Origin of the sequence: Streptantibioticus ferralitis, from assembly GCF_029223525.1 — a bacterium.
In the GTDB taxonomy this organism is placed as follows: Bacteria; Actinomycetota; Actinomycetes; order Streptomycetales; family Streptomycetaceae; genus Streptantibioticus_A; species Streptantibioticus_A ferralitis.
Genome location: NZ_JARHTQ010000016.1, coordinates 71,707 through 85,685, shown reverse-complemented (window position 1 = coordinate 85,685; position 13,979 = coordinate 71,707). Strand labels below are relative to the sequence as shown.

Here is a 13,979-nt window from a genome sequence, read left to right as displayed (position 1 = left end):
CGCGCGGCCGCTCGCCCGCTCCCCGGGCATTCTTGGCCGACGCTTTGCCAGTCGACCGCAACCTTTTGCACGAGCCCCGTGTCTCAGACGACGTTGAACCCGATTTCGTGACATGAGCGGAGCAAAAGCGTGGGGCGGATCAAGCGCAGCACCGGGGCCGCGTTGCTGGCCGGCGCGGTGATGGCCAGCGTAGGTGTGTTCGGCGGCAACGCGGTGGCGGCAACGCCCGCCGCGAAGCCGTCTCCAAAGGCCAGTACGCCGGTCGCCGCGAAGACCGGCGCGAGTGCGCGCCCGTCGGCGGCCCACCCGTCCGGCCCGCCGATGCTGCTGGACTCGATCGTGCCGAGGAGCGGCAGCACCGTCGGCGTGGCCATGCCGATCTCGGTCGTGTTCACCGACCCGGTGGCCCACTCGGCCCGGGCCGGAATCGAGCGGCACCTGAAGGTGACCACCTCCGTACCGGTCACCGGCGCCTGGCACTGGTTCAGCGACACCCGCGTCGACTGGCGGCCGGAGAAGTTCTGGCCGTCCGGCACCAAGGTCACGCTGAACGCCGGTCTGACCGGGGTCGGCGACGGCCACGGCCGCTACGGCATCCACGGGTACCAGCACAGCTTCACCATCGGGTCCGACTTCGAGACCACCGTGTCCGTGCCGGGCCACACGATGAAGATCACCCACAACGGCCGTGTGATACGCACCATGCCGATGGACGCGGGCAGCCCGAAGTTCCCCTCCTGGGACGGCACCATGGCGGTCATCGACAAGCAGCGCGAGGTGCGGATGACCTCCTGCAGCGTCGGCATAACCTGCGACCCGCACAACCCCAACTACTACGACCTCACCCTGCCCTGGGACGTCCACCTGACCAACTCGGGCACCTACGTCCACTACTCCCCCGCCGACCCCTACCCGGGCAGCAGCAACGGTTCGCACGGCTGCATCCACCTGTCGCTGTCCGACGCCCAGTGGTACTACAACCACGTCGAGCAGGGCGACCCCGTCACCATCACCGGCTCACCGCGCGGCAAGGCCGCCGGGGACAACGGCTACGCGGACTTCGACCTGTCGTGGTCGCAGTGGCTGGCGGGCAGCGCCACCGGCCAGCAGACGACCAGCGCCAGCTAGCCGCCGTCGCCCGCTCCGCCATCAGGCCCAGGTCGCTGACCTGGGCCTGATGCTTGTCCGGCACCGTCCCCGGCACCAGCCGACGCACCGCCCGTCAGCCCGTCGGCACTGGGAAATCTGACGTCAAGCCTAGTTTTGGCCTTTGCTTTGCAAGCTCCCTGCAACCGGTTGCCTAAAGTCGATGTCTCTGGGGATGTTGAACATCCAATGAAGTGACGTGAGTGGAGCAAGTGCGTGGGGCGGATCAAGCGCAGCATCGGTATGGCACTGGCGGCTGGTGCGGTGCTGGCAAGCGCCACCGCATGCGGCGGCCACGCGGCCGCCTCGACCGCCGACGCGAAGTCGTCTCCGAAGGCCAGTGCCAAGGCCGGCACGACGGCCGGCGCGAGTGCGAGCCCGTCGCCGACACGCCCGTCCGGCCCGCCGCTGCTGCTGGACACGATCACGCCCGAGAGCGGCAGCACCGTCGGCGTGGCCATGCCGATCTCGGTGGAGTTCACCCATGCGGTGTCCTCCTCGGCCCGGGCGGCGATCGAGCGGCACCTGAAGGTGACCACCTCGGTACCGGTCACCGGCGCCTGGCACTGGTTCAGCGACACCCGCGTCGACTGGCGGCCGGAGAAGTTCTGGCCGTCCGGCACCAGGGTCACGCTCAACGCCGACCTGGACGGGGTGACCGACGGCAACGGCCGCTACGGCACCCGCAGCTACCAGCACAGCTTCACCATCGGGTCCGACTTCGAGACCACCGTGTCCGTGCCCGACCACACCATGAAGGTCACCCGGAACGGCTCGGTGGTACGCACCATGGCGATCGACGCCGGTAGCCCGGACTTCCCGTCCTGGGACGGCACCATGGCGGTGATGGACAAGCAGCGCGAGGTGCGGATGACCTCCTGCAGCGTGGGCATAACCTGCGACAAGGGCAACCCCAACTTCTACGACCTCACCCTGCCCTGGGACGTCCAGCTCACCACGTCGGGCACCTACGTCCACTACTCCACCGGCGACCCCTACCCGGGCCACAGCTACGGCTCGCACGGCTGCGTGCACCTGTCGCTGTCCGACGCCGAGTGGTTCTACAACAACGTCGAGCCGGGCGACCCGGTCACCATCTCCGGGTCTCCGCGCGGCAATGTCGCCGGGGACAACGGCTACGCGGACTTCAACGTCTCCTGGTCGCAGTGGCTGGCGGACAGCGCCACCGGCCGGCAGACGACCAGCGCGTCCTGAGCGGCAGCCCGTCCGGCCGGTACCGGCCGCCGCCTCCACCGCGACCGGCACCGCGCCCGGTCGGCCGTGCACGGTGGCGGCCTTCCGGCCGAGGCGCCTTTTGCCCGCACAGGTCCATCGGCCATACTTCCGGCCGTGGAGCAGCGCATAGGCCCGAACACCCCGCCCGTACACGCCGCCGGGACCGATCCGGCGCACGTCCCCGGCCTGACGTTCTCGCGCCCGGTCGCGGCGGAAGAGAAGGCTGTGGAACCGGCGGCGGAGCAGCCGCCCGGCGACGCCGTCCCCGAAGACCCCGCGCCGGAAGCCGTCGCCCCCGAGGAAGAGGCGGCCGCCGAGGAGGAGGCTGCCACCGAGGAGGGGGCCGAACGGCGGGCCGACGGACCGGTCTTCGAGGTCTCCGACCGCCGTGGTTCGATCGTCGTCGGCCCCGCTGGCGTCACGTTCCAGCTGGATGACGAGACGGCCGAGTTCCACTGGGACGAGATCGGCGCGGTGGAGATCGACACTCCCCGGTTCGCGCGCCGGTTCACCGTCACGGTCCACACCACCGGTCGCCGCAGCTACGAGGCCGACGTCGAGGCGCCGAGCAGGAGCCTGCCCAAGCAGTGGACGACGGAACTCGACGCCGTCCTGGACGTCTACTTCGAGGACACCGAGGCGGACAGCCCGCGCTGACCCCGTACCCCGACGGCGCGGTCTTACCACTTTCTATCGCCGTGGCGTCGGTGACCGATCGAGCACACCGGTGTCCCTACAGTGGGCGCTATGCGAGGACACCGAATCCGGGCGGGTGTTGCGGTCACGACGGCGCTGCTGGCGTGTGCCTCCTGCTCCGGCACCACGAAGCCCGCTTCTGACACATCGGCATCCGCCACGGCGCCCGCACGCACGACCGCGACCCCCACCGGCCCCCTCACCCTCACCCCTGGGCAGGGCTTCGACCGGTCGGGCGACTTCATCCCACTCATGACCTGTGACGATCCAAGGGACTACTCGCCAGGTCTGAACTTCGCCAATGTGCCGGCCGGTACCGCCGAACTCGCCGTCACCATGGTCGACCTCGATGTGCACAAGATCCACTGGCTGCAGCTCGGCATCCCGCCGAACGCCACGAAGATCGCCCCGCACCACCTGATCCCGGGCGCCCGCGAGGCCCTCAACGACTTCGGGGAGGCCACCTACGACGGTCCGTGCCCGCCGCACGGCAGCACGCACAGGTACCAGTTGACGCTGTACGCGCTGCGCCAACCGACCCCCGCCTCCCTGGGCGGCAGCGCGCCGCCCGCCCAGACCCTACGGGGGATCCAGAGCCAGGCAATCTCCTCCGCGTCGTTCGTCGCCCGATACACCCGCCACTGATCCGCCGCCGATCAGCCCGCGACAGCACGCCCGCGCGGGACGCCCACGGCTGTCACCGCAGCGCCACGCACACCAGGCCGGGCGCCCCAACAGATGGGCGGCACACCGGCGTTGGACCACTCACCGCCGTTCCAGCCGCAGGGCCAGTGCCGGGCAGCGCGCCACCGCACGGCGGGCGCGCGGCAGCAGGTACTCCGGCAGGGGGCCGTCGCCGAAGACCGGATAGCCGTCCCGGTCCAGCCGCATCGCCTCCGGGAGCAGGTCGGCGCACAGACCGTGGCCCACGCACAGCGTCCAGTCGACGGTGAGCCGTTCGCCGACGCTCGGCTCGCCGTCCGTCGGCAGCGGCAGCACCCCGGCGACCGGCCGCCCGCAGCCGCTGCCCAGCACATGGGCCGCCAGGTCGTCGGTGAAGGTGTTCACCGCCGAGAGGACGAACCGGGCCGAGCCGTCCGGGTGTTTGCAGGCGCCCCGGCCGCGCACCGAACCCGCGTACTGCCGCAGCGTCTCCAGCGCGGGCTGGCCACCGCCGCCCAGGATGTCGGCCAGCGCTCCGGCGAGAGCGGGCAGCCCCAGTCGGCACGGCCCGCACTGGCCCGCCGTCTCGGCGGCCAGCCACTGGGCGACCAACAGCGTCTCGCCCAACGGGCACACGTCGTAGGACAGCGGCAGCACCGCACCCGCGCCGAGTGTCGCGCGGTGCGCGGCCATGCTGCTACGGGAGATCGAGGCCATCGAGGCGGCGCTGGGGTCCAGCCAGGCGCCGTGGTAGCCGCCGACCAGCACACCCTGGCCGATGCCGCTGCCGCAGCTCTCCAGGACGTGTGCCAACGGCACACCGGTCGGGGTCTCCACCACCGTGCGCCGCGGCACGGAGCCGCCCAGGGTGAGCAGCACCGTACCCGGCTCCCCGCGCGCGCCCGTCGCGGCGTAGTACTCGGCGCCCATCCGCGCGGCCACCGCCATCTGCGCGAACGTCTCGGTGTTGGAGACCAGGGTGGGCAGCCCCGACAGACCGCGCTCGGAAGAACGCACCCGCCGTCCCGGCGGCAGCGCCGGACCGCCGTCGGCCGCCCGCAGCAGTGCCGTGGCCTCACCGGAGACGAAGCGTTCGGGCATCCGGAAGACCCGGGCCCGCAGCCGACGCCCGCGCCGGTCGGACAGCCCGCGTTCCGCCATCGCCTGACGCACCGACTCCTCAAGCGGCCCGCGGGTGACGCCGACCACCAGTTGCTCGGCGCCGAGCGCCTCGGCGGCCAGCAGCGCGCCGTCCAGCACCAGGTGCGGGGCACGGGCCAGCAGCACGGTGTCCTTCTGGCAGGCCGGCTCGCCCTCGCAGCCGTTGACCACGACGGCGGTACCGGTCCGGCGCTTGCGCGCCGAGTCGGCCACGGCGCGCAGCTTCCGGGCGAACGGGAAGCCCGCACCGCCCCGGCCGCGCAGGTCGATCTCCGTTGCCAGGTCGGTGAGTTGGATCAGGCTCAGGTCGGGCATCGAGCCGTGTACGGACAGGTGCGTCGTCCAGTCGAGCCTCGCCGCCAGGTCCATTCCGGCGGTCAGCCGCGGAAGTCCGAAGGGGCGCACCTCCGGCAGGTCGCTCGCCAGGCTGCGCACGGGCAGGTTGTTCACCGGCGGCCCTCGATCCGCGACCGTGTCGCTTCCGGGGCGGGCGGGTAAGGGGAGTTCGATGTCATGGGGATCCTCCGGTCCGCTCGTCTACGGCGACCGCGCGCACGGCGGCGCCCGGTCGGCACGATGGGCGGCCGACGTATCGACGGGGCGCGTTCCTGACGTGCCGGACCGCGCATTCGTACCGCCACGACGACCGTGACGGCGATCATGCAGGCGACGTACGACGCGGTGACCCACCACGCCGCTGGCCGACCCGCCTTGAGGCCGTGGACCAGCGCCGCTAACCAGGAGACGTACGAGCCGGCGTGGAGTATGCGCCAGCGCACCGGATGCCGACGGGCGGCGAAGGCCCGGCGCGCCACTCCGGTGCCCACCGCGAGCACCAGCAGATAGCCCGCGCCGACACCGAGCGCGATCAGCAGCCCGCGGGCCGTGAAGCCGATCGGCACGAACGCCGCGATGAGCGAGGCGTGTTGTTCGGAGACCTTGATGCCGACGTGCAGCACCAGGAACCCCAGCGATATGACGCCCAGCCCCCGGTGCACGCCCTGCGCCCACAGTCGGCTTCGCGGGCCGAGGAAGGCGGTGTCGGTGCTGATGACACCCCACAGAACGGCTCCGGTCAGCGCCACCAGCGAGATGACACCGGCGAAGTAGTCCAGGAAGCCGCGCACGCCCGCACCGGCGCTCAGCACCAGCCCGAGCCCCACCGCACCGGCCACCACGGCCAGCACGGTGCCCATCAACATCCGTGTGGACGGGCTGAGTTCCATGGTGCCCGTCGGTGGAGCGCCCGGCGACCCGAAGCTGTCCGCCGGTCCGTTGAAGCGACCGCGCCCACGAGTGTCGCCGCGCCGTGAACCTACCGCTCGCTTCATCGCGCTCCGATCTCCCAGGCGCTCCCCCTTGCCCGAGCGCACGGTGGGTCTGCCGATGCCGATCCGTTCGGCCACGTTTACGGAATCGAGACGTTGGCGGTTCAATGCTTTTGCGCTGACTTGGCGTCAGAATGCGCAGGCGGCAGCGTCAGTCGGCCGTTGCCGCGCGGTAGGCCGCGGCCATGGTGCGGAAGACGTCCTTGGGGCGGAGCGTGCCGTCCGGAAGGACCGCCTGGACCCCGTACCCGGCGAGGTCGAGATCGGGGGCGGGGTCACCGTCGTGACGGGTGAGCTGCCAGGCGGCGTAGGTGAACCGGCCGCCTCGGCGGCGATGGTGAGGCGTGCGGGGTCCCCGCCGGAGATACGTATCGCGTCGCAGCGCAGTTCGTCGGCGATGACCGCCATGTCACGGCGGACGGTGTCGGGGTCGAAGTACGTACGGCTGGTGCCGTCGCCGAACGGGTCGAAGCCGGTGTCGTAGTTGATGCCGTGGCGTCGCATGTCTGCGCCCTTTCGGAGGTGGAGTGACGGTGGTCGGGCGGCCTGCCGTGCGCCGGCTTCGGCGTTCACGGTGCCGGCCGGGCGCGTTCAGCTTCGCGCCGGGAGGGGGCAGCACTGCAGAGCCGACCGTCCGCACTTGCGCGTGACAGATGTCATGCTGGCGCTCCGTGCGGGGCCGTGCGGCCATTACGCGAGATGTTTTCGGCCGACCTTCGGCGCGACGGCACCATGGACTCCTCGCCGCGACGGCGAGCGATCACGATGGGGCGCTCCGGCGGCGCCCGACCGTCCGCGATCCCGGCGCGGATCCGCCGGAGGGGCCCTATCGCGCCGGAGACTGCTTGAGCTTGCGCCAGACGGCCTCCAAGGCGCGGATGTCGTCCTGGTCGAGGAGTTCGGTGAAGACCGGGCCGAGTACCGCCCTGCGCGTCGCGTCCGCCGTGTCGAAGGCCGCGCGGCCTTCCTCGGTCAGCTCCACCTGCACCGACCTCGCGTCCGTGGGCGAGGGCGAGCGGACCGCCAGGCCTCGGGCCACCAGTGCGTCCAGAACGCGGGAGACCTGGCTGCGGCTGAGCATCGTCTTGGCTCCCAGGTCCGAGGAGGCCACCGGCTCACTCTGGCCGTTGAGCCACAGCAGCACCTCGAACCAGGACAGCGGCAGGCCGTGCACCCGGGTGAGCTCGCGATCCACCCGCGCGGCGAGCGTGGTGCCCGCCCAGACCAGGCCGTAGAAGGCGTGATCCTGCTCGGACAGGGTTCCGATGGACAGATCGGGGCGACGGCTCATGACACCCATGGTACGGCTTGCGTGTACACACACGCATTAATTAGTGTGTGTACACGCAATACTGCGGACCGCCACCGGCCCCGCCGCACCGACCCCGAGATGAGGCCCCACCCATGTCTTCCACCAGGGACAACCAGCGCAAGACCGTCCTGATCACCGGGACCTCGTCCGGCATCGGCCTGGCCGCCGTGGTCGCCGCCGCCCAGGCGGGCTGGCACACCGTCGCGACCATGCGCGACACCTCCCGCGCGGACGCCCTGCGCCAGGCCGCCGCCGAGGCCGGTGTGGCCGACCGGGTCGAGGTGCGGCAGCTCGACGTCACCGACCCGGCATCCGTGGCCGCCTGCCTGGACGGCGTGCTCGCCGAGCACGGACGGCTGGACGCGGTGGTGAACAACGCGGGCGCGGGCCATGTCGGCACCATCGAGCAGGAGAGCGTGGACGATGTGCGCGCCGTGCTGGAGGTCAACTTCTTCGGTGTGGTGGAGGTCGTGCGAGCCGCCCTGCCGCATCTGCGCGCCTCCCGGGGCCGCCTGATCACCGTGACCAGCGTCGGCGGCGTCGTCGGCCAGCCGTTCAACGAGGCGTACTGCGCGGCGAAGTTCGCCGTCGAAGGCTTCCTGGAGTCGCTCGCCCCGGTCGCCGCGACCACCGGCGTCCGCGTCACACTGGTCGAACCGGGCGCCGTGGCAAGCGAGTTCGTGGCGAACGTGAACGTCGACACCTCCGCCGCACTGGAGGCGGCCGGTCCGTACGCACCGGCGCTGCAGCGCTACCTCGACCGCACCCAGAACGCCTTCGCCAACGCGCAGACCCCCGCCGAGGCCGCCGCGACGATCATCGAGGCGCTCGACACCGAGCGTCCCGCCCTGCGGATGCAGACCTCACAGACCGCCCGCGGCTTCGCCAGCACCAAGCTGACGGACCTGGACGGCTCCGCCACCCTCGCCCTCACCAGCACCTGGGTCTCCTGACCCGCTCACCGCCGCGCGGCGCCCAATGCCGCCGCCCCGGGGGCCACTCCAACGCCCGGCGCCGGGCCCGGCCACCCGACCGAGGCGGCATCGCGGGGATATCTCCAGACCGAGTCAGCGCCAGGACCGCCGCGCTGTAACGGTCATCAGGCACTCGTTACCCGCAGTGCGAGCGCTGGGGCACCCTGCCCAGGGTGCCCCACCAGCGTTTTCACGTAACGGAGTTCACACGTGCCCATGTCAACCATCCGGCTCCATGCTGTATTTTTACCGGCACGCGCGAGATGCGCACGGGGGAAACGGGGAAACGGGGCATGGGAGCGGTTCATACTGCTGTTCGCAAAATTCTCAACTTGCCCACTCCGCATCAGGATCTCCCGAGGAGCACTCCGACAGGCTACGCAGGGGTCGAGCCCGCGCCTCCAGCAACGGCTCAGGCCGGGGCGGGGCAGACACAACCCAACCCGTGGGTCGCTGCCGCGCAGCGGTTGGGCAAGGCCGCCGAGGATCAGGACGAGCATCGCCTCCTGAACGCGAACGGCCATGCCGTGGACGAGACCGCGGGGGGCACGCGGCCCGGTAAGGCCGCATCGACCATTCCATGGAACGTCCAGGACGAGAAGAGCGGCACGTTGTTCGCTCGCCGCCTCGGTCGCGGGCTGCTGTGGACGGTGGTGGCCCTCGCGGCCGTCACCGGGCTGCGCTCATGGTTCTTCCCGGATCGGCCTGCTCCCGCACCGCCACCCGTGGTGAAGAGTGGCCCCGACTACCCGACCGACGCCGCCCGAGCGGTGGCCTCTCGGTGGGCAACGGCGTATCTGACGTGGGATGAGAAGAACCCCACCGCCCGCCAGACGGCGTTGGCGATGGACATGCCCTCCGATGCCAACACCGCCCTCGGCTGGGACGGCAAGGGGCGGCAGAGCGTGGACGAGCTGTACGCGGGCGAGGTCACGGTTCTGCAGCACGGACAGGCCCGGGTCCATGTCGAAGCCCACGTCATCGCGAACGGCGGTTCCGCGGACCAGGGCAACTGGCTGGCGCTCGATGTGCCCGTGGCCCAGACCCATGGACGCATCGTCGTGTCCGGGGAACCCGGGATCGTAGGACTCGACCTCGATTCCGTGACGGTCCCGACGCCCAGCCCCACGCAGCCCGACGTCGACATGTCGCAGCAGACCAAAGACGTCATCTCGCAGTTCTTCACCGCGTACGCCTCCGGGAACGCATCCACCGTGGCCGCGCCGGGTGCCGACATCCCCACACTGCCCAAGGGGTTCACCCTCGCGTCCGTGCAGGACTGGAACGTGGACGCCGGGTCCGGGGCGAATCGTTCCGGCACCGCTGTGATCAAGTGGCAGACCGCCGGCGGAACCATTGAGCAGACCTACCGAGTGGTGATCACCCGGGTAGCGTCCGCCAGCGCGCAGCGCTGGCAGGTATCCGACCTGCACGGCGGAGCTTACTGAGCCTCCGCGACCGTACGAACTTTCACACCAAGCAAACCAATGCACTAGGAGCTTGTCGTGCTACAGCTCGCCGCTGACCTGACGACTGGTCAAGACCTGAAGAACTGGGTCATTCTCATCGCCGGCAACGTCTTCATCGTGATCATGGCGGTGCGTGCCATCGGGTACTACGCCAAGCGCGAATGGGGCGAACTCATAGGCCACTTGATGGCCGCGGTCGTGATCGCCGGCCTTGTCTACGCGCCCGACGCGGCCGTCGGCCTGTTCAAGGGAATCTGGGGCAAGGTCGCGGGCAACTGATGCGCAAGGGGTACACGTTCACCCGGCACTTCGACCTGGAGACTCGGCAACACGAGATCATGGGGCTCGACCTGGGTGAAGGAGTGCCGCGCCGCACCCTGATCCTCGGGGTGACGCTGTGCGTGGTGTGGTGCGGTGGCCTGTTCCTCGTTTTCGGTGCGCCGTCGAAGTACACCTTCTCGATCTACATGTTGCCTCCCCTGGTCATCGCCGTGCTGGGGGCGCAGCGCAACCGCCGGGTGGACCGGCGCCGCAACCTGACCTGCTGGGCCCTGGCGATCCGGTACGTACGCAGAGGCCACCGGCCGATCATCAACGGCGGCCGCCGGGCCGCGGAACGGTCCGAGTGGATCCCGGTACGGGCCCGCTGGGGCGACCGGATCGAACAGCTGCTGGAGCTGCCCGGCTTCGGCGGCCTGGAACCGGTGCTAGGCGGCATCGAGCAGGGCGAGATCACGGCGGGCGCCGCGATCCGGCTGGACGCCCGCGCCCGGCTGTACGGCCCGGACCGGGTCTGGCGGGCACGCCAGCGGACCGGTCTGGCCGCGAAGACCACTTCCACCGCTACTGGGAAGGCCCATAGGTGAAGTTCACCAAGGGAATCGGCCGCTTTTTCGGGCTCGGTCCCGAACGGGCACTGCCGCCGGCCAGGTACGAGGCCGTCGCCGACGGCCTCGTGGTCACCGACCTGGCCGCCGAGGCGTGGTTCCTGCTGTCGGGTTCCAACACCGATCTGATGGCGGAGTCGGCCCGGGACGCCGAACAGGACACCATCTCCTCCGTCCTGGCCCGTACGCTCGCGGGCTACGAATGCCATCTGAAGGTGCTGTGGTCACCGCTGAACTCGGCCGACTACCTCACCGAGGCAGGGGAGTTGTTCGTCGCCGGCCGCCACCAGGACTGGGCCGCGCTTCGAGTTGACCGACTGGACGCCCTCCAACTGCCCACCCGTCACCTGCTGCTGGGCGTACGCATCGCCGAACGCAACAACCAGACGAAGGCCAAGAGCCGGGCCGGGTTCCAGGAAGCCCTGGGCTTGGGCACCCGCGCCGTGTCGTACAAGGAACTGGCGCGCCTGGACGCCCTCACCCGGCGGCTCGGCCGCCAGCTGGAATCCACGCCGTGGCGGGCGCAGCCCGCATCCGTGGAGATGCTCGCCTGGATGATCTCCCGTGAGCAGCACCGCAGTGTGCCGCTGCCCAGCTCCAATGCCGACGGAGCGGTCACCGGGGCCAAGCTCGCCCAGCTCACCCAGGGCCGGATCATCCCCTACCCGGACCATCTGCGGGTGGTCGACGCGAGCGGGGAGACCGCCTCATGGGTCTCCATCCTGTCCATGACGGGTTTTCCGGAGGAGATGGAGGCCCCCGGCAGCGGTGAGTGGCTCCGCGCGGTCTCGGAGATCACGTACATCCCGGAGGGCGGCGACGACTTCGAGGACTTCGGCTCCATCCCGGTCGTACCGGTCAACCCGGAGGTTTCCGTCCGCTTCGAGGTGATGCACAAGCGGGACGCGCTCAAGGCGATCGACGAAGTGCGCCGGCTCGCCAAGGAGCAGCGCCAGTCCGCGGCCAAGCACTCCGCGGGCGAAGCCGGTCGTGAGATCGAGGAGACCGAGCAGGTCATGGCCGATCTGAGCCGTGACATGAAGCGCGACGACGTCACGCTGCTGGAGGACCATCCGCGGTTGGTGGTCAGCAGCGATGTGAGCGTGGAGGACCTGCGGGCCAAGGTCGACGCCGTCATCAGCTACTACGGCGGGATCGGCATCGAGGTCGTGGTCGGCGTCGAGGAACAGCGCGAGCTGTGGCTTGAGGCACAGCCCGGTGACCAGACCCGGGTGACCGACCTCGGCCACACCCGCACCGTCGACGCCTTCGCCGGCTCCTGGTTCTGGGGCGGTGCGCAGGTGGGCGACGACAGCGGACCCATCGTCGGCTATCTGACGGGCTCGACTCCGGGAGTGGTCCGCAACGACGTGACCGCGGGCAGCGAGCGCGGTGACGCCACCACGAGCGCGTTCATCGGGCGCTCGGGGCGCGGCAAGACCACCGGCATGATGCTCAGCCTGCTGGACGCCGGATTCCGCGGGGCATTCGTGCTCGCCCTCGACTTCAAGGGCGACCTGGGCGGGCTGGTCAACGCGGCGCAGGCGTACGGCCTCAACGCCCACCTCGTCCAGACCGGCACACACTACGCGGGTGTCGCCGACCTGTTCCGCATGCTGGAAGAGGATGAACGCGCGCAGATCGAGGTTCCGGCGCAGTTGGGCATCGCCCTCCCCTCGCATCTGCGGGTCCGCGGTGCCGAGACGCCGATCCAGAAAGCGGTCAACCAGACCATCGCCGAGGGGGACCCGGCCACCTGGAAGGTGATCGAACGGCTCCGGCGGGCTGACGACCCGTTGGCCCGCGAGGCCGGGGAGGCCCTCTACGAGCTGTCCCAGACCGGTGTGGGCGCACCCTTCATGGGACGGCCCACCGGCGAGGGCATGCTGGTGCCCCGGCCGGGGCTGTGGGTCGTCCAGATGCCGGGCCTTTCGCTGCCGGACGCGGACAGCGACCGCGAGGACTGGAACGTGACCCAGCGACTGTCCGTCGCCCTGATGCACTCGATGATCGCCTACGCGGTGACCACGGCGGGCCGCAAGGACCTACGCGGCATGCGCAAGGTCGTCGCCGTCCCCGAGGTTCATGTGCTCACGGCCACGCGCGAGGGCAGCGCGTTCCTCCAGTACATCGCCCGGGTCGGTCGTGCGCTCTCCACAGCGCTGGTGGTGGACACCCAGGACCCGGAGAGCCTGGCCGGACTCACCGGCCTGGTAGAGCAGTTGACCACGGTCTTCGGATTCCAGCTCACCACCCCGCAGCAACAGGACGCGCTCGCCGCGCTGTTGGGCCTGCCCGAGGGCAACCACACCCGCCGGCTGATCCAGGCCATCGGACTGCTGCCGGACGGCGAGATCCGGCACGGCCACTGCATCACCCGCGACCGCCGCTTCGCCTGCGCCACCACGCAGTTCGACATCCCGAGCGCCGAACTGCTGACGCTGCTGAGCACGACGCCGACGGTGAGCGGCTACCCGGCTGCGCAGTCGCAGGCCCCCGCGGCAGCCGATCCCAGGACGGTACTTACGAAGGAGACATTCGTATGACGCGGCTTGCCGTGATCACGAAGGGCGGCGCCCTGGCCGTTTGCCTGGCGGTGGGGGCGGTGGGCTGCTCCTCGTCCGGCTCCGCCTCGGGTACGGCGAGCAGGCCCGCGCAGCCTCCGCAGACACCGGAAAGCGTGGCGACGGCCTACTACAAGGCCAAGGACGCGGCCGACTGGAAGCGGATGTGCGAGCTGTCGACGGAGGCGAACCGGGCGGCGGAGATCGGCGCGTCCGGTGTGTGGTCGGACCGGGACGCGAGTGACATGCCTGCGCCGACGGTGGGCAACTGCGTCACGGCACACCAGGGCAACAACGCGGAGTCGCACACCTGGCAGTTCGACGCCCGGGTGAACGTTCCGGCCTTCGGTGCCCACCCGGCCGGCGTCGGCCTGCGCGCCTCCTGCAACTTCACGGAGGAGGGCAAGCCGCAGACGAACGGTTATGCCGTGCGGCTGGTGTCCAAGGACGGGAGCTGGCTGGTCGATCAGGTCACGGTTCTCGCGACGCCGGAGAGCTCCGACCCCCAGAAGGTCGTCAACACGCTCAGCGAAGATCACTGAG

At 70.4% G+C, this 13,979-nt stretch carries 15 protein-coding genes; 10 read left to right on the top strand and 5 right to left on the bottom strand.

The features are described 5' to 3' along the window. Positions 1 to 83 precede the first annotated feature (83 nt). Positions 84 to 395: a hypothetical protein gene (locus P2L57_RS40820; protein WP_372515870.1), complete on the bottom strand. Its 312-nt coding sequence runs from the start codon at positions 393 to 395 to the stop codon at positions 84 to 86. On the opposite strand from P2L57_RS40820, the gene P2L57_RS23285 reads away from it, so the two are divergent. The 4 genes from P2L57_RS23285 (at position 373) to P2L57_RS23270 (ending at position 3,723) form a co-directional block, all read left to right on the top strand. Continuing rightward, the gene (locus P2L57_RS23285; protein ID WP_372515869.1) at positions 373 to 1,128 is read left to right on the top strand and encodes a L,D-transpeptidase; all 756 of its coding nucleotides are present in this window, start codon (positions 373 to 375) and stop codon (positions 1,126 to 1,128) included. The two genes, P2L57_RS40820 and P2L57_RS23285, sit on opposite strands and share 23 nt — an antisense overlap. A 234-nt stretch (positions 1,129 to 1,362) precedes the next feature. Continuing rightward, on the top strand, positions 1,363 to 2,361 hold the full coding sequence (locus tag P2L57_RS23280) for a L,D-transpeptidase (protein ID WP_275817649.1): 999 nt from the start codon (positions 1,363 to 1,365) through the stop codon (positions 2,359 to 2,361). Between the two features lie 135 nt (positions 2,362 to 2,496). Next, the gene (locus P2L57_RS23275) at positions 2,497 to 3,039 is read left to right on the top strand and encodes a hypothetical protein (protein WP_275817648.1); all 543 of its coding nucleotides are present in this window, start codon (positions 2,497 to 2,499) and stop codon (positions 3,037 to 3,039) included. 90 nt (positions 3,040 to 3,129) lie between these two features. After that, the gene (locus P2L57_RS23270) at positions 3,130 to 3,723 is read left to right on the top strand and encodes a YbhB/YbcL family Raf kinase inhibitor-like protein (RefSeq protein ID WP_275817647.1); all 594 of its coding nucleotides are present in this window, start codon (positions 3,130 to 3,132) and stop codon (positions 3,721 to 3,723) included. 120 nt (positions 3,724 to 3,843) lie between these two features. Here P2L57_RS23270 and P2L57_RS23265 read toward each other — a convergent pair whose 3' ends face one another. The 4 genes from P2L57_RS23265 to P2L57_RS23250 all read right to left on the bottom strand — a co-directional run bounded on the left by P2L57_RS23265 (position 3,844) and on the right by P2L57_RS23250 (position 7,521). Beyond that, on the bottom strand, positions 3,844 to 5,271 hold the full coding sequence (locus P2L57_RS23265; RefSeq protein WP_275817809.1) for an NADH-quinone oxidoreductase subunit NuoF family protein: 1,428 nt from the start codon (positions 5,269 to 5,271) through the stop codon (positions 3,844 to 3,846). 77 nt (positions 5,272 to 5,348) lie between these two features. Further along, on the bottom strand, positions 5,349 to 6,128 hold the full coding sequence (locus P2L57_RS23260) for a ferric reductase-like transmembrane domain-containing protein (RefSeq protein WP_275817646.1): 780 nt from the start codon (positions 6,126 to 6,128) through the stop codon (positions 5,349 to 5,351). A gap of 231 nt (positions 6,129 to 6,359) precedes the next feature. Next, on the bottom strand, positions 6,360 to 6,734 hold the full coding sequence (locus tag P2L57_RS23255) for a hypothetical protein (RefSeq protein ID WP_275817819.1): 375 nt from the start codon (positions 6,732 to 6,734) through the stop codon (positions 6,360 to 6,362). A gap of 322 nt (positions 6,735 to 7,056) precedes the next feature. Next, entirely contained in the window at positions 7,057 to 7,521 is a 465-nt protein-coding gene (locus P2L57_RS23250) for a MarR family winged helix-turn-helix transcriptional regulator (RefSeq protein WP_275817645.1), read from the bottom strand. A 113-nt stretch (positions 7,522 to 7,634) separates the two neighbouring features. Between P2L57_RS23250 and P2L57_RS23245 the strand changes: the two genes are divergently transcribed. The 6 genes from P2L57_RS23245 to P2L57_RS23220 all read left to right on the top strand — a co-directional run bounded on the left by P2L57_RS23245 (position 7,635) and on the right by P2L57_RS23220 (position 13,978). Then, positions 7,635 to 8,495, top strand: a complete 861-nt coding sequence (locus P2L57_RS23245) for an SDR family oxidoreductase (protein ID WP_275817644.1) — start codon at positions 7,635 to 7,637, stop codon at positions 8,493 to 8,495. A 353-nt stretch (positions 8,496 to 8,848) separates the two neighbouring features. Further along, positions 8,849 to 9,964: a conjugal transfer protein gene (locus P2L57_RS23240; protein ID WP_275817642.1), complete on the top strand. Its 1,116-nt coding sequence runs from the start codon at positions 8,849 to 8,851 to the stop codon at positions 9,962 to 9,964. Between the two features lie 57 nt (positions 9,965 to 10,021). Continuing rightward, positions 10,022 to 10,264 carry a hypothetical protein gene (locus P2L57_RS23235; protein ID WP_275817640.1) on the top strand — a complete coding sequence of 81 codons (243 nt, stop codon included), beginning with the start codon at positions 10,022 to 10,024 and terminating at the stop codon, positions 10,262 to 10,264. Beyond that, positions 10,264 to 10,851, top strand: coding sequence for a hypothetical protein (locus tag P2L57_RS23230; RefSeq protein WP_275817638.1), 588 nt, complete (start codon positions 10,264 to 10,266; stop codon positions 10,849 to 10,851). Before P2L57_RS23235 ends, P2L57_RS23230 begins: the two co-directional genes overlap by 1 nt. Beyond that, complete coding sequence (locus P2L57_RS23225) at positions 10,848 to 13,418, top strand: ATP-binding protein (RefSeq protein ID WP_275817636.1); 2,571 nt, start codon at positions 10,848 to 10,850, stop codon at positions 13,416 to 13,418. The genes P2L57_RS23230 and P2L57_RS23225 overlap by 4 nt, the downstream gene beginning before the upstream one ends. Further along, entirely contained in the window at positions 13,415 to 13,978 is a 564-nt protein-coding gene (locus P2L57_RS23220) for a hypothetical protein (RefSeq protein ID WP_275817634.1), read from the top strand. The genes P2L57_RS23225 and P2L57_RS23220 overlap by 4 nt, the downstream gene beginning before the upstream one ends. The last annotated feature ends 1 nt before the right edge of the window (position 13,979 follow it).

What these genes read in the sequence shown, in the direction of transcription:
- P2L57_RS23285 (WP_372515869.1), top strand. Translation starts at nt 373, where the DNA reads ATGCCGATCTCGGTCGTGTTCACCGACCCGGTGGCCCACTCGGCCCGG.
- P2L57_RS23270 (WP_275817647.1), top strand. Translation starts at nt 3,130, where the DNA reads ATGCGAGGACACCGAATCCGGGCGGGTGTTGCGGTCACGACGGCGCTG.
- P2L57_RS23265 (WP_275817809.1), bottom strand. Translation starts at nt 5,271, where the DNA reads ATGGACCTGGCGGCGAGGCTCGACTGGACGACGCACCTGTCCGTACAC.
- P2L57_RS23260 (WP_275817646.1), bottom strand. Translation starts at nt 6,128, where the DNA reads ATGGAACTCAGCCCGTCCACACGGATGTTGATGGGCACCGTGCTGGCC.
- P2L57_RS23255 (WP_275817819.1), bottom strand. Translation starts at nt 6,734, where the DNA reads ATGCGACGCCACGGCATCAACTACGACACCGGCTTCGACCCGTTCGGC.
- P2L57_RS23250 (WP_275817645.1), bottom strand. Translation starts at nt 7,521, where the DNA reads ATGAGCCGTCGCCCCGATCTGTCCATCGGAACCCTGTCCGAGCAGGAT.
- P2L57_RS23245 (WP_275817644.1), top strand. Translation starts at nt 7,635, where the DNA reads ATGTCTTCCACCAGGGACAACCAGCGCAAGACCGTCCTGATCACCGGG.
- P2L57_RS23230 (WP_275817638.1), top strand. Translation starts at nt 10,264, where the DNA reads ATGCGCAAGGGGTACACGTTCACCCGGCACTTCGACCTGGAGACTCGG.
- P2L57_RS23220 (WP_275817634.1), top strand. Translation starts at nt 13,415, where the DNA reads ATGACGCGGCTTGCCGTGATCACGAAGGGCGGCGCCCTGGCCGTTTGC.